This is a genomic window from Ralstonia mannitolilytica (genome assembly GCF_000954135.1).
Lineage (GTDB): Bacteria > Pseudomonadota > Gammaproteobacteria > Burkholderiales > Burkholderiaceae > Ralstonia > Ralstonia mannitolilytica.
The window spans coordinates 58,906-72,285 of record NZ_CP010799.1 but is presented as its reverse complement, the minus strand read 5'-3'; the positions used below and the strand labels follow the sequence as shown (position 1 = coordinate 72,285).

14 protein-coding genes are annotated in these 13,380 nt (G+C 65.1%); 9 read left to right on the top strand and 5 right to left on the bottom strand.

The features are described 5' to 3' along the window. Positions 1–31: 31 nt before the first annotated feature. The 7 genes from hisF to tatC all read left to right on the top strand — a co-directional run bounded on the left by hisF (position 32) and on the right by tatC (position 3,723). Positions 32–808: an imidazole glycerol phosphate synthase subunit HisF gene (gene hisF, locus TK49_RS00365; RefSeq protein WP_045784992.1), complete on the top strand. Its 777-nt coding sequence runs from the start codon at positions 32–34 to the stop codon at positions 806–808. Next, entirely contained in the window at positions 805–1,227 is a 423-nt protein-coding gene (gene hisI / locus TK49_RS00360; RefSeq protein ID WP_045784991.1) for a phosphoribosyl-AMP cyclohydrolase, read from the top strand. The genes hisF and hisI overlap by 4 nt, the downstream gene beginning before the upstream one ends. Then, positions 1,220–1,594, top strand: a complete 375-nt coding sequence (locus tag TK49_RS00355; RefSeq protein WP_045784990.1) for a phosphoribosyl-ATP diphosphatase — start codon at positions 1,220–1,222, stop codon at positions 1,592–1,594. The genes hisI and TK49_RS00355 overlap by 8 nt, the downstream gene beginning before the upstream one ends. Before the next feature lie 47 nt (positions 1,595–1,641). Continuing rightward, positions 1,642–2,016 carry a DUF4870 family protein gene (locus TK49_RS00350; RefSeq protein ID WP_045787677.1) on the top strand — a complete coding sequence of 125 codons (375 nt, stop codon included), beginning with the start codon at positions 1,642–1,644 and terminating at the stop codon, positions 2,014–2,016. Between the two features lie 63 nt (positions 2,017–2,079). Then, a complete protein-coding gene (gene tatA, locus TK49_RS00345; RefSeq protein WP_045784989.1) occupies positions 2,080–2,331 on the top strand; it encodes a Sec-independent protein translocase subunit TatA in 252 nt (83 codons plus the stop codon). Positions 2,332–2,349: 18 nt separating this feature from the next. Further along, complete coding sequence (gene tatB, locus TK49_RS00340) at positions 2,350–2,868, top strand: Sec-independent protein translocase protein TatB (protein WP_045784988.1); 519 nt, start codon at positions 2,350–2,352, stop codon at positions 2,866–2,868. Positions 2,869–2,919: 51 nt separating this feature from the next. Continuing rightward, positions 2,920–3,723: a twin-arginine translocase subunit TatC gene (gene tatC, locus TK49_RS00335; RefSeq protein ID WP_045784987.1), complete on the top strand. Its 804-nt coding sequence runs from the start codon at positions 2,920–2,922 to the stop codon at positions 3,721–3,723. A gap of 70 nt (positions 3,724–3,793) precedes the next feature. Here the strand turns inward: tatC and TK49_RS00330 are convergent, their stop codons facing one another. From TK49_RS00330 to TK49_RS00310, 5 genes are all read right to left on the bottom strand, one after another. Continuing rightward, a complete protein-coding gene (locus TK49_RS00330; RefSeq protein ID WP_045784986.1) occupies positions 3,794–4,870 on the bottom strand; it encodes an ABC transporter ATP-binding protein in 1,077 nt (358 codons plus the stop codon). Then, positions 4,863–6,674, bottom strand: a complete 1,812-nt coding sequence (locus tag TK49_RS00325) for an ABC transporter permease (RefSeq protein ID WP_082063011.1) — start codon at positions 6,672–6,674, stop codon at positions 4,863–4,865. Before TK49_RS00325 ends, TK49_RS00330 begins: the two co-directional genes overlap by 8 nt. 127 nt (positions 6,675–6,801) lie before the next feature. Next, positions 6,802–7,908: an ABC transporter substrate-binding protein gene (locus tag TK49_RS00320; protein WP_045784985.1), complete on the bottom strand. Its 1,107-nt coding sequence runs from the start codon at positions 7,906–7,908 to the stop codon at positions 6,802–6,804. A gap of 122 nt (positions 7,909–8,030) precedes the next feature. Continuing rightward, on the bottom strand, positions 8,031–9,548 hold the full coding sequence (locus TK49_RS00315; protein WP_045784984.1) for a sensor histidine kinase: 1,518 nt from the start codon (positions 9,546–9,548) through the stop codon (positions 8,031–8,033). Then, a complete protein-coding gene (locus TK49_RS00310; protein ID WP_045784983.1) occupies positions 9,545–10,246 on the bottom strand; it encodes a response regulator in 702 nt (233 codons plus the stop codon). Before TK49_RS00310 ends, TK49_RS00315 begins: the two co-directional genes overlap by 4 nt. Positions 10,247–10,339: 93 nt before the next feature. Between TK49_RS00310 and TK49_RS00305 the strand changes: the two genes are divergently transcribed. Together TK49_RS00305 and TK49_RS00300 are read left to right on the top strand one after the other, a co-directional pair. After that, positions 10,340–11,482, top strand: coding sequence for an ABC transporter substrate-binding protein (locus TK49_RS00305; RefSeq protein WP_045784982.1), 1,143 nt, complete (start codon positions 10,340–10,342; stop codon positions 11,480–11,482). Positions 11,483–11,814: 332 nt separating this feature from the next. Beyond that, positions 11,815–12,930, top strand: a complete 1,116-nt coding sequence (locus TK49_RS00300; protein ID WP_045784981.1) for a porin — start codon at positions 11,815–11,817, stop codon at positions 12,928–12,930. Positions 12,931–13,380 lie beyond the last annotated feature (450 nt).

The following is a 13,380-nucleotide window of genomic DNA, read 5'->3' as shown; positions in this document are numbered from 1 at the left end:
GCGCAACGGGTGCTGTTGCGCCCGACTCATCATGCTAGCCAAACGAATCATCCCCTGCCTGGACGTGACCAACGGCCGGGTGGTCAAGGGCGTCAACTTCGTCGAGTTGCGCGACGCGGGCGACCCCGTTGAAATCGCGCGCCGCTACGACGAGCAGGGCGCCGACGAAATCACCTTCCTCGACATCACGGCCACGTCCGACGGGCGCGACCTGATGCTGGGCATCATCGAGGCCGTGGCCTCGCAGGTCTTCATTCCGCTGACGGTCGGCGGCGGCGTGCGTGCGCTCGAAGATGTGCGTCGCCTGCTCAATGCCGGTGCGGACAAGATCAGCATGAATTCCTCGGCGGTGGCGAATCCGCAGCTCGTGTCGGACGCCAGCGCCCGCCACGGTGCGCAGTGCATCGTCGTGGCGATTGACGCCAAGAAGGTGTCTGCCGAAGGCGAAACGCCGCGTTGGGAGGTGTTCACGCATGGCGGCCGCAGGAGCACGGGGCTGGATGCCGTGGCATGGGCGCGCGAAATGGCGCAGCGCGGCGCGGGGGAAATCCTGCTGACCAGCATGGACCGCGACGGCACGAAGGCCGGCTTCGACCTCGAACTCACGCGTGCCGTGTCCGATGCCGTGCCGGTGCCGGTCATCGCCTCCGGCGGCGTCGGCAACCTGCAGCACCTCGCCGACGGCATCCAGCAAGGCCACGCCGACGCGGTGCTGGCGGCCAGCATCTTCCATTATGGTGAATACACCGTTGGCCAGGCCAAGCAGTTCATGGCGGAAAAGGGCATTCCTGTACGGATCGGATCATGACCAAGAAGTGGCTCAACAAGGTCCGCTGGGACGATAACGGCCTGGTACCGGTGATCGTGCAGGAGCAGGGCAGCAACGATGTGCTGATGTTCGCCTTCATGAACCGCGAGGCGCTGCAGAAGACCGTCGAAACGGGCGAGGCGGTGTTCTGGTCGCGCTCGCGCAAGCGCCTGTGGCACAAGGGCGAGGAATCCGGCCACATCCAGAAGGTGCACGAAATCCGCCTCGACTGCGATGAAGACGTGGTCCTGTTGCGTGTCACCCAGATTGGCGGCATCGCCTGCCATACCGGGCGCCACGCGTGCTTCTTCCAGAAGTTCGAGGGCAGCGCGGAAGACGGCGACTGGCACACGGTCGAACCCGTGCTGAAGCATCCTGACGACATCTACGCCGGCAAGACCGGCCACCACCATGAGTGACACGCTGCGCCGACTGGGCGAGGTGCTCGAATCGCGCAAGCTCGCCAATGGGGGCAACCCCGAGAAAAGCTACATCGCCCGCCTGTTCAACAAGGGCGACGACGCCATCCTCAAGAAGATCGGCGAAGAGGCCACCGAGACCGTCATGGCCGCCAAGGACGCCCGCGCTGCCGGCATGACCGATGACGCGCGCGCCAAGGTCGTCTACGAAGTGGCCGACCTCTGGTTCCACACCATGGTGCTGCTGTCGCACTTTGACCTGACGCCGGAGGACGTCGTCAATGAACTCGCGCGCCGGGAAGGGCTCTCGGGCCTGGAGGAAAAGGCATTGCGCAAGTCGCAGGCGCGGGACGCGGTGGGCGAATAAGGTAGCGGGTGACTGACTACGGTGGCGAATCGTCGCAGGGAGGCAGCGTGGACAAGTACGGAGCGGCAATGGTGGTGACGGACGACGCGGAGCGTCTGGCCGGACTGCAGCGCCTGACGCATATCCTGTATGCCCTCTACGCCATATTCTGGCTGACCGGCGGCGTCACCGCGCTGATCGCCATCATCATCGACTACGTCAAGCGCGATGATGTGCGCGGTACGCTGTACGAATCGCACTTCCGGTGGCAGATCCGTTCGTTCTGGTGGTGCGTATTGTGGGGTTTGGTTGGCGTGGTGCTCATTCCCCTCGCGTTCATCGGCTTTGCGGTGCTTTGGGTTCTGGGCATCTGGATGCTGTATCGTATTGTGAAGGGCTGGCTGTATCTGAACGACAGCAAGCCGATGTACGCCAACCAGTAACATCAACCAATGGCGCTGCCACCGCTGCGGCGCCACTTGCGGTATTTCACGTGGGAGTAGGACATGGGTTCCTTTAGCATTTGGCACTGGCTGATCGTGCTGGTGATCATCATGATGGTGTTCGGCACGAAGAAGCTGCGCAACATCGGTTCGGACCTGGGCAGCGCCGTGAAGGGCTTCAAGGACGGCATGCGCGAAGGCGCCGCGGACGACAAGCCCGCCGCCCCGCAGCAGACCGCCGGCCAGCCGCCGCGCGAGTTGCATGACTCGACGACGATCGACGTCGAGGCGCGCGACAAGTCCAAGCAAGGCTGAGCACGGCTGCGCTGACCGATGATCGATCTCGGCATCTCCAAGCTGGCGTTGATTGGCGCGGTGGCGCTCGTCGTCATCGGCCCGGAGCGTTTGCCCAAGGTGGCGCGGACCGCTGGCGCCCTGCTTGGCCGCGCACAGCGCTACATCGCCGACGTGAAGGCCGAAGTCAGCCGCGAAATCGAACTCGAGGAACTGCGCAAGATGCGCACCGAGTTCGAACAGGCCGCACGCAATGTCGAGCAGACCATCCACCAAGAGGTCAGCAAACACACGAGCGAGATCAACGAGCGCCTGAATGAGGCGCTCGGCGATCCGGCATTGCAGCAGACGGCCACCTCGGCGCCCGATTGGCGGCCCGCACCGGCCAAGTCGCGCAACGGCCGCAACAGCTGGCGCAACAAGCAGCTCTCGATGCCCAAGTGGTACCGCCAGAAGCAGGGCGTGCGCATGTGGGCGCAATCGGGGGCGGCCCGCGTCAAGCGTCATCGCCCGCCCATCGTCGCCGCGCAATCGCGTGCGCGCTCTTTCTTCGAATGATCCTCCGGGCGCCGGCATGTGCGCCCTGACCGCATCCCCTTCCCACCCGACATGAGTGCCGCTCCGCTCGATCCGCAAGAGTCGCCCGAGGACGGCGCGCAGGAAACCTTCATCTCGCACCTGGTCGAACTGCGCGAGCGCATCGTCAAGGCCGGTGCCGGTGTCCTGCTGATCTTTCTCGGGCTCGTCTACTGGGCGCCGGACATCTTCAACCTGTTTTCCCGGCCGCTCATCCAGGCGCTCCCCAAGAATGGCCACATGATCGTGACCGACGTCACCGGCTCGTTCTTCGTGCCGATGAAGGTGACGCTGCTGGCTGCCTTCCTCATCGCACTGCCATGGGTGCTGTACCAGGTCTGGCGCTTCGTGGCGCCGGGGCTGTATGCGCACGAGAAGCGCATGATCATGCCGTTGGTGGTGAGCAGCTACGTGCTGTTCCTGTGCGGTGTGGCGTTTGCGTATTTCCTCGTCTTCCCGACGGTGTTCAAGGTGATGGCGCACTACAACGCGCCGCTCGGGGCCGAGATGTCGACCGACATCGACAAGTACCTGAGCTTTGCGATGACCACGTTCCTCGCCTTCGGTATCACCTTCGAGGTGCCGGTGGTGGTGATGGTGCTCGTGCGCTTCGGCATCGTCAGCCTGGAGAAGCTGCGCCAGGCGCGGCCGTATGTGGTGGTGGGAGCGTTCATCATTGCGGCGGTTGTTACGCCGCCGGATGTGATGTCGCAGTTGCTGCTGGCGGTGCCGCTGTGGCTGCTCTATGAGCTGGGGCTGATCCTGGCGGCGGTCTTCTTGCGGAAAACCGTGGCGCCGGAGGCCGAGCCGGAGCACCTCCCGGTAGTCAAGGACTGATGGCCGCATTCAACAACCGCTCCAAAGAAAAAGGCAGCCGAGGCTGCCTTTCTCATTTCTGCCGCGGGGCTTACGCCGCGTACAACCAGAACTGCTCGCGCGGGAAGGTCAGGGCGTACTGGCCGTCGGCGGGTGCGCTGTTGGCGTAGGCGCGCAGACCGGTACCGGCGTCCCCCGTGGCGCGGAACAGGCATTCCCACCGATCGCCGAGATACATGCGCGTCGCCAGCGGCAGGCGGATGGTGTTGTCGGCGTTGTCCTGCCCGACGCGCACCTGCTCCAGGCGGATCACGCCATGGGCGGGCGCACCGGGCTTCAAGTCGCCGCGCGCGACACCCCACAGCGACCAGCCGCCGGTCTCGTCCACCAGCCGGGCCATGCCGTCGCGCACCTCGGCGATCTTGCCGTTGATGCGGTTGTTGCTGCCCATGAACTCGGCGGTGAACAGCGTCTGCGGCGCGCCGTACATTTCTTCGGGCGTGCCTTGCTGCTCGATCACGCCGTTGTTCAGCAGCAGGATGCGATCGGACATGGCCATCGCCTCGCTCTGGTCGTGCGTGACCATCAGCGCCGACAGGCCCAGACGCACGATCAGCTCGCGCAGGAAGGCACGTGCTTCTTCGCGCAGCTTGGCGTCGAGGTTCGAGAGCGGCTCGTCGAGCAGGATCACAGGCGGGTTGTAGACGAGCGCGCGGGCGATGGCCACACGCTGCTGCTGACCGCCGGACAGCTGGCTCGGGAAACGCTCGCCGAGATGGCCGAGGCCCAGTTGCTGCAGCACGGCCTGCACGCGTTCCTTGATCTGCGCAGACGGCGTCTTGCGCAGCTTGAGCGGATAGGCGACGTTCTCGGCCACGGTCTTGTGCGGCCACAGCGCGTAGGACTGGAAGACCAGGCCCAGGTTGCGCCCTTCGGCCGGCACGTCGAGCTTCTTGGCGCCGTCGAACATGACGCGGTCGCCGATCTTGACGGTGCCCTGGCTGGCTTGTTCGAGGCCCGCCACAGCGCGCAGCAGCGTGGTCTTGCCCGAACCGGACGGGCCCAGCAGCGAGACGACCTCGCCCTTCTGCAGCTGCATCGAGACACCCTTGAGAACCGGGTTGTTGCCGTATTGCAGGTGCAGGTCGTTGACAGTGAGTTCAATCATGGAGCTTCACTCCGAAACGCAGTGCGATGCCGAGGCCCACGGCCACCAGCACGATATTGACGAAGGACAGCGCGGCGACGATATCGATGGCGCCGCCCGCCCACAGGGAAACCAGCATCGAGCCGATCGTCTCGGTGCCCGGCGACAGCAGATACACACCGGTCGAGTACTCGCGCTCGAAAATCAGGAAGATCAGCAGCCAGGCGCCGAGCAGGCCGTAGCGCGTGAGCGGCACGGTCACGTCGCGCGTGGTGCGGGCGCGGCTGGCGCCGACCGAGCGCGCGGCTTCCTCCAGCTCCGGTCCGACTTGCAGCAGCGCAGCCGAGATCAGGCGCAGGCCATACGCGAGCCACACCACCGTATAGGCGATCCACACGCTGAAGATCGTGCTGCGCAGGTCGCGCAGGCTCGGCACGATGTGCTCGATGATCCAGTTGGCGAACGGCACGCTGCTATCGGTGAGGGCGGTTTCGACCCAGTTCGGCACGAACAGGAAGACCCACAGGAACGCCAGGCCTGCCAGCAGCCCCGGAATGGCGCGCGGCACCAGCACGCTGTAGTCGAGAAAGCGCGTCCAGCCATCCGGCTTGCGGTGCATGGCCAGGCCGATGCACGTGTAGCACGCCACGGCAATCGCGCCGCCGATCACGCCAATGAGCACCGTATTGACCATCGCGCGCACGAACTGCGGCTGCTCGAAGATCTGCTGGAATGCCGTGGTGGAGAACGCCTGCACCAGCGACACGCCTTCACCCCAGTTCGACACGAACGCACGCAGCGCGATGCCCGACAGCGGCACCACCACCGTCACAAAGAACCACAGCACCACCACCGCCCACGCCGGCCAGCGCCAGCTGCCCAGCGGTAGCGGACGGCTGCGCGTGACCTTGCCCTTGACGGTGACGAAGCGGTTGGCCGACTTCAGCATGTAGCGTTGCAGCAGCACCAGCGGGAACGTCACCATCACCAGGCAGACCGCCACGGCGGCCATCAGGTGATACGCCGGGGTGCCGAGCTTGTTGGTCAGCTTGTACAGATACGTTGCCAGCACAAGGTGACCTTCCGGATCGCCCAGCACGAGCACCAGGCCGAACACCTCGAAGCCCAGGAACGTCACCAGCACGGCGGCGTACAGCAGGGCGGGGCGCACCATCGGCAGGCTCACGTTCAGCGCCACCGACAGCGGCGATGCCCCCGCGATACGGGCGGCTTCTTCCACGTCCGAACCGAGGCTGCGCAGCGCCGACGAGACGTACAGATACACGTGAGGCACGTGCGTCAGGCCGGCAATGATGATGATGCTCGTGAACGAATACACGTTCCACGGCGCACCGCCAAACAGGCTCTTGAACCACACCGTGTAGAAGCCCACGGGGCCGGCCGACACCACGTAGCCGAACGCCAGCACCATCGGCGAGACGAACACCGGAATCATCAGCAGCGGTTCGAGGATGCGGCGGCCGGGCAGGTCCGAACGCACCATCAGGAATGCCAGGATGCCGCCCAGCGGCACTGAGATCACCGCCAGGCCGAACGCCAGCGCGGCGGATTTCTCGAAGGCGTGCCAGAAATCCGAATCGGTAAAGATGAAGCGATACGCATCCAGCCCCGCCAGCGCGTCGGGCATGAAGAACGGCGCGGACAGAAAGCTCTGGTAGAAGATCAGCGCCAGCGGCGTGAAAATCGCCAGCGCGGTAAGCAGAATGACCACGCCGCGCGGCAAAGCCTGTCCCACACGCGTCCAGGGCGAGCGCTTGAGGGAGACTTCGGCGACGGCGGCACGGTCTTGCGCTAGAGAACGCATGGTGCCTCCAGGAGGGGCCGGCGCCAGAAACGGATGGCGCCGGAAGGTCGGTCAGAGAAAGGGTGTCGCGATCAGCAGTTCAGCAGATCAGCAGATCAGCAGATCAGCAGATCAGCAGATCAGCAGATCAGCGGCCGGCGGCGGTGCGCCATTGCTTGATGAACTCCAGACGCTTCTTCGGCTCCAGGAACGCCAGGATCGATTCGTCCACCGGGATCGGCTTGATCGTGTTGCCCAGAATCTTCTTCAGGCCGGCGGCGGTGGCTTCGCCCGTCACGTCTTCGCGCAGCGAGTGCAGATCCGACTTGTTGGCGAGGATTTCCTGGCCGCGCTTGGACAGGATGTAATCGAGCCACAGCTTGGCCGCGTTCGGGTTCCTGGCCTTCTTGGCGATCATCGCCACGCGCGACACCACGAGCGTGTAGTCCTTCGGATAGACGATGCCGATCGACGGATCCTTCTTGGCGCGCGCAATCGCGTACGAACCGAGGATGTTGTACGCCACCAGGTTTTCGCCCGAGGCCACGCGCTCCATCATCGTGCCCGTGGAGGACTGCAGCACCAGGTTCGGCCCGACCGCCTTGACGAAATCAAAGTACTGCGGCGAGTCGACGTTGTCCTGCGCGGCCATCATGAAGCCCACGGCGGACTTCTCGATGTCGTACGTCGTGACCTTGTTCTTGAAGCGTTCGGGCTGGCTGGCGATGAGCTTGGCGAAGTCGGCGTGCGTCTGCGGCACCTCGTTGTCCTTCACCAGGCGCTTGTTGTACAGGAACACGGCCGGCTCATACGTCGTGCCGTAGGCCAGGCCCTTGTAGACGGACCACTTCGGCAGGTTCGGGACTTCGGGCGAGTCGTACTTCAGGGCGTACGTCTGCGCGAGCTTGAGCTGCGAGTCCATCGACGAGTTCCACATCATGTCGGCCGAGGCGCCGCCGGCGGCTTGCTCGCTGATGAAGCGGTTGTACAGCTCGCTGCTGTTCATGTCGTTGTACTCGACCTTCACGCCGGGGTAGAGCGACTCGAAATCCTTGATCAGCGGGTCGGCAGCCTTGGTGTCCGTCGTCGCGTAGACCACGACCTTGCCTTCCTTCTTGGCGGCGGCGATGGTGTCAGCGTAGCTGGCCGGGTAGCCGGCCGGGACTTGCGCGAAGGCAGCGGTGCTGAGAGTCAGTGCGGCAGCGGCAATCGAAGCGAGAGCGGCGTGCGTGGGCACGAACGGGCCACGAAGCATGGGTTTGTCTCCTGTTTGCTTGTGATGGTGTGGGGCCGGCTACTTATGGCTTGCTGCGCGTAGCTCAGACGGATGGCCCCAGGTGCGGCGGAGTATAGAAGTCGCGCGCTTTCGCCACGCTTTCATTGCGGCTGCTGCGTTGCAGCATGCTGCGAGGGTGCGGCAGACGCCGCCAGCGGCACGCGAATCCGCGCAGACAGGCCGACGCCGCCGTGCCGGTTCGGCTCGCCGTCGGCCAGCTCGATGTGACCCCCGCTGCGAGCGGCATACGCGCGCGCGATCGCCAGACCCAGGCCGGAGCCTTCCGCGGCGTAGCGGGCGTCCTTCGGCTGCCCGGCGCGATGTCCGCCTTCATGCGCGCGCCGGAAGCGCTGGAACGCATGCGCACGTTCATCGGGGGTCATGCCGGGGCCGGTATCGTCCACGCAGACGAGCGCGTGGTCGCCATCGGCCATCGCCCGCACGGTGATGCGACCGCCGGCCGGCGTATAGCGCAGCGCGTTGTGCACCAGGTTCGAGAGCGCCTCGCGCAGGAAAGCCGGATAGCCGATCACGGGCAGCGGCACCCCCGCGCCGCCCTCGTCCCAGCCGAGGTCCTGCTGTTTTTCACGCGCGAGCGGAAGCGCATCGACGACGACGTCGCGTGCCAGCTCGCCGAGATCGAAAGTCTCGGCCGGCGCGTCCTGCCCCGCATGGCGTGCGCGTGCGAGCGCCAGCAACTGCGTGGTCAGCCGGTTCGTCGACTGCAGCCGGGCGATGATGGCGGACAGGCTTTCGCGCACGCGCGTCGGGTCCGTTTCGCGCAGCGCGTATTCGGCTTGCGTGAGCAGCACCGCCAGCGGCGTGCGCAATTGATGCGACGCATCGGCGAGAAACTGGCTCTGCGCCTCGGCAAGTTCTGCGTAGCGGTGGATGTGGTGGTTGATGGCATTCACCAGCGGGCGCACTTCGGCCGGCACGTCGGTGGTGTCGAGCGGGCGCAGGTCGTCGGACGCGCGCACGGCGATGCTGCGTGCAAGCCGATTGAGCGGCCGCAGCGCCACGGTCACGCCGAGCCACAGCAGTGCCGCGCTCACGGCCACGAGCGCGGCATCGCGCAGCAGCGTACCGCGCCAGACTGCCTGCTGCAGCGCGCGTCGCGTTTCAATGGTTTCGGCCACCTGGATCACGATGCGCGCCGGCAGCCCCGGTTGGTACAGCGGCTTGGCGACCGCGGCCACGCGCACCGGCTCGCCGTGATACGTGGCGTCGTAGAAGAGCGGGGTGTCGTTCTCCAGCCCGGATTTGGGCAGGGGCAGGTCCTCGTAGCCGGTCAGGGCGGCCTCCGGGGGCTTGCCTGGCAGGCTCTCGAATGCGACGCGGTAATAGACGTTGCTCTGCGCCGTCGATTCGAACATCGACAACGCCACATAGGGCACGTTGACCTGCACCTGCCCGCGCTCGATCGTCACGCCGTTCTCGATCGCGCGCACCGAGCCGAGCAGGGCGCGGTCATAGGCGCGGTCGGTGGCGCCGCGCAGCGCCTGGTACGCAGACACAATGTCGATGGCCAACACGCCCACCAGCCCCGGAAGCAGCAGCCAGAGCAGCGTGAGCTTCAGGCTGCGCGGCAGCCGCAGCCAGGTGCGCGTCCGCATCATGCCGGGCTGTTACCCGCAGCGCCCGGGTCATCCGCGCCGGCTTCGAGCAGGTAACCCAGGCCGCGCACGGTGACGATCTGCACGCCCGTGCCAGCCAGCTTCTTGCGCAGGCGGTGGACAACGACTTCCACCGCGTCGGGGCTCGAATCGCTGTCCAGATTGAACACCTTGTCGAACAGATGCACCTTGCTGATGGGCTGGCCGGTCTTGTGCAGCAGGGCCGACAGCGCCGCATGTTCGCGTGGCGTGAGCGAGAGTGGCTCGCCCGACAGCAGAAAGGCCTTGCGCCCGGTGTCGAACTCCAGCGGCCCGCAGCGTAGACGCGGAAACGCCCGGCCGCGGCTGCGGCGGATCAGCGCCATCAGCCGCGCTTCGAGTTCGGACAGCGCGAACGGTTTGGTGAGGAAATCGTCGGCCCCGGCGTTCAGGCCGCGCACGCGCTCATCCAGCGCCCCCTGGGCGGTGAGGATCAGCACCGGCGTGCGGTCATCGCGCGCGCGCATGTCGGCCAGCACGGCAAAGCCGTCCTTGCGCGGCAGCCGCAGGTCGAGCACGACCGCATCGAACTCGCCCGAGCCGAGGAACGCTTCAGCCACGACGCCGTCGGCGGCACGCTCGACCACGAAGCCGCTTTGCGCCAGCGCGCGGGCAAGCCACGCAGCCAGTTCGTCCTCATCCTCCACCAGCAAGATCCGCATCGGGTGTCTCTCAATATCGTTCTGTGTGCTTTTTCATGATAATGCGTGGCGCCCGCATCCCGATCACCTGTCCAACCGATGCGGTCTATCTGAATGTCGTCAATCCCGAATTCTCGCCGCCGCTGGTTGTGTCAGGCCGCCGCGCTGCTGACCGCGGGCAGCGCCGCTCCCCGCGAGGCGGGCGCGCAGTGGCTGGCCCGTCCTGCCCCCGAGTTGCCGTCGTACTACCCGCACGATTACGGCAGGATGATCGATGCCGCGCGCCGTGAGGGCCGCGTCACGGTGTACTCGACCACGGATTTCTCCGCGGCCTATCCGCTCATCCGCGCCTTCGAGGCACGCTACCCGGGTATCACGGTCGATTATCGCGAGCAGAACAGCGACGACATCTACCGCCGCTTCCTCGCGGAGTTTTCCACCAGATCGCCTGGCGCCGACGTCGTCTGGAGCTCGGCCATGCCGGAGCAGTTCAAGCTGGTCAACGACGGCCACGCGCTGCCATATGCGTCGCCCGAGCGGCCGTATCTGCCCTCATGGGCCATCTGGAAGAACGAGGCCTACGGCACGAGCTACGAGCCGGTGGTCTTCGTCTACAACGCGCGCCAGTTGCCGGCCGACCTGATTCCGTCGACGCATGCTGACTTCGCACGCATCTTGAACAGCCATCACGATCTGCTGCGCGGCCGCGTCGCGTCGTACGACATCGAGCACTCGGGCTCCGCCTTCCTTTTTGCCGCGGAAGATGCCCGCACCACGCCGGTGTTCTGGGATGTGGCCAAGGCGCTGGGTGGCGTCAACGTGAACCTGTACATCACCACGGCCGCCATGCTCGAGCGCGTGGCTTCCGGCGAAAGCCTGCTTGCCTACAACGTGATCGGGTCGTACGCCGCCCGCTATGCCGACCGCAACCCGGCGCTCGCCATCAAGATGCCGACCGACTACACGCTCGTCGCCACGCGCGTCGCCTTTATCGCGCGCCGGGCGGCCCGGCCCAATGCCGCGCGGCTGTGGCTCGATTTCATGCTCTCCCGCGACGGCCAGAGCGTCATGGCCGACCGTGCGTTCCTCTTCTCGCTGCGTCAGGACGTGGAGACGGGGCTGACCGCCAAGCGTCTCCTCGCCGAACTCGGCAACACGCACCGGCCGATTTCCGTCGGGCCCGGTTTGCTCGCCCATCAAGATCAGCTCCGCCGTGCCGATTTCCTTAAGCGATGGCACGCCGCCCTGGGCAAATAGAAGAGATTTGAGCGCCACTTTCCGGAAGGTGCGTGGCGAGAAGGCGACAATCCAAAACTGTCACGGAAGGACAAATTCGTTGCGCCCACCCGCCCGAGATTCGTCCGCCAACCCCCGTCCCGGCGGGAGAAAACGGCCCGTTGCCCCTCTTTTCGATGGGCTGCCCGCGTGTTGCCCATGAGCAACAACTTGGCCGCAAATCGCGTCCCAGAGCCAGAAAGGGTTTCCAGAATCCGTCATCGCTGGCCCATAATGCGGTCAGACGTGAGGTTTCTGCGTCGTCCATAAGGACAGTCAAGATTTCCCAATCAGTTGACAAGGAAAGTGTCGATATGAAGATGAAACTGTTTGCAGCTGCTGTTGCAGCTCTGGCCGCCGGTGGCGCCTATGCACAATCCTCCGTGACCCTGTACGGCGTGGTCGACGCTGGTCTGACGTACGCAAACAAGGTGCCGAACGGCAACGGTGGCGGTAGCTCGCGTTTCGGCCTGGATTCGGGTGGCCTGTCGGCCTCGCGTTGGGGCCTGCGTGGTGTTGAAGACCTGGGCGGTGGCCTGAAGGGTATCTTCAACCTGGAAAGCGGCTTCAACATCGACAACGGCACGTCGGCTCAAGGCGGCCGTCTGTTCGGTCGTAACGCTTACGTCGGTCTGCAAGGCCAGTGGGGTCAACTGACCCTGGGTCGCCAGCAAAACCTGCTGTACGACTTCTCGCTGATCTATGACCCGATGGCAATCGCCACGCGTTACTCGCTGGCCGGCCAAGACGCCTTCTTCTCGGGCCGTGCTGACAACTCCGTCAAGTACGTTGGTACGTTCGGTGGTCTGGGCGTCTCGGCTCTGTACTCGTTCAACCGTGACGGCAACGAGCAAGCCGGCCTGAACAAGCTGGGCCGCGAGTGGAGCCTGGGCGTGAACTACGCTGGTGGCCCGTTCGGCGTGGGCGTGGTGTACGACCAATCGAACAGCACGACCATCGCTACGGCTGACAACAAGGAACAGCGCGCCACGATCGGCGGCACGTACGCCTTCGGCCCGGCCAAGCTGTACGCTGGCTACCGTTGGTACAAGGCTAACTACGCAACCGTTGCTGGCAATGGCAACCTGCGTTCGAACCTGTACTGGGCTGGCCTGGGTTACCAAGCTACCCCGGCCCTGTCGCTGACGGGTACGGCTTACTACCAACAGTTCAAGAACAGCAACACCGGCAACCCGTGGCTGTTCGTGATCGGCACCGACTACGCTCTGTCGAAGCGCACCGACGCTTACCTGAACCTGGCCTATGCTAAGAACAGCAGCGGCTCGGGCCTGGGCGTGCTGGGTCTGAACAACACCGATGCTTACGCCAACACGACGCTGAACAGCGGCGGCGCTCAAGTGTTCTCGAGCCCGGCTGCTGGCAACGCCAACCAGTTCGGCGCTACCGTTGGTATCCGCCACAAGTTCTAATTTGACGCGCTCGTCAGGGCGCATCGAATTAAACGGTTAAACGCCGACCCCGAAAGGGGTCGGCGTTTTTCTTGGTGCTTTGCTCGAGCAAATGTTGGGCACGAAACGAGTCATGCTTCTCGCCGGTAAGGCCTCAATGTTGGGCGATGGGGGAGTGGTATCTGCTCAGCCCTCGATCAGGAACGCGCTTTCTGGGCCGGGTTGGGCCGATAGAGTCGCGGTGTGGAGTCGCCCTGATTGGGCGGAGCTCGCCGCGTCGTGCCTTTTTTCGTTGCGAGTTCAGCGGGCACTCTGACTGCACCGCCTGAATGGTGCCGGCCGCGGCGCAGCAAAGCGGCGGAGAGATGGTGGGCGCTGCTTGCTCGAAGCGGGGTGGCAAGAAAGCGCCGCAGCAACGACATCTCCGTGCTGCGCTTCCGCTTCGGGCCGCCAACAAAAAACGGCGGCACA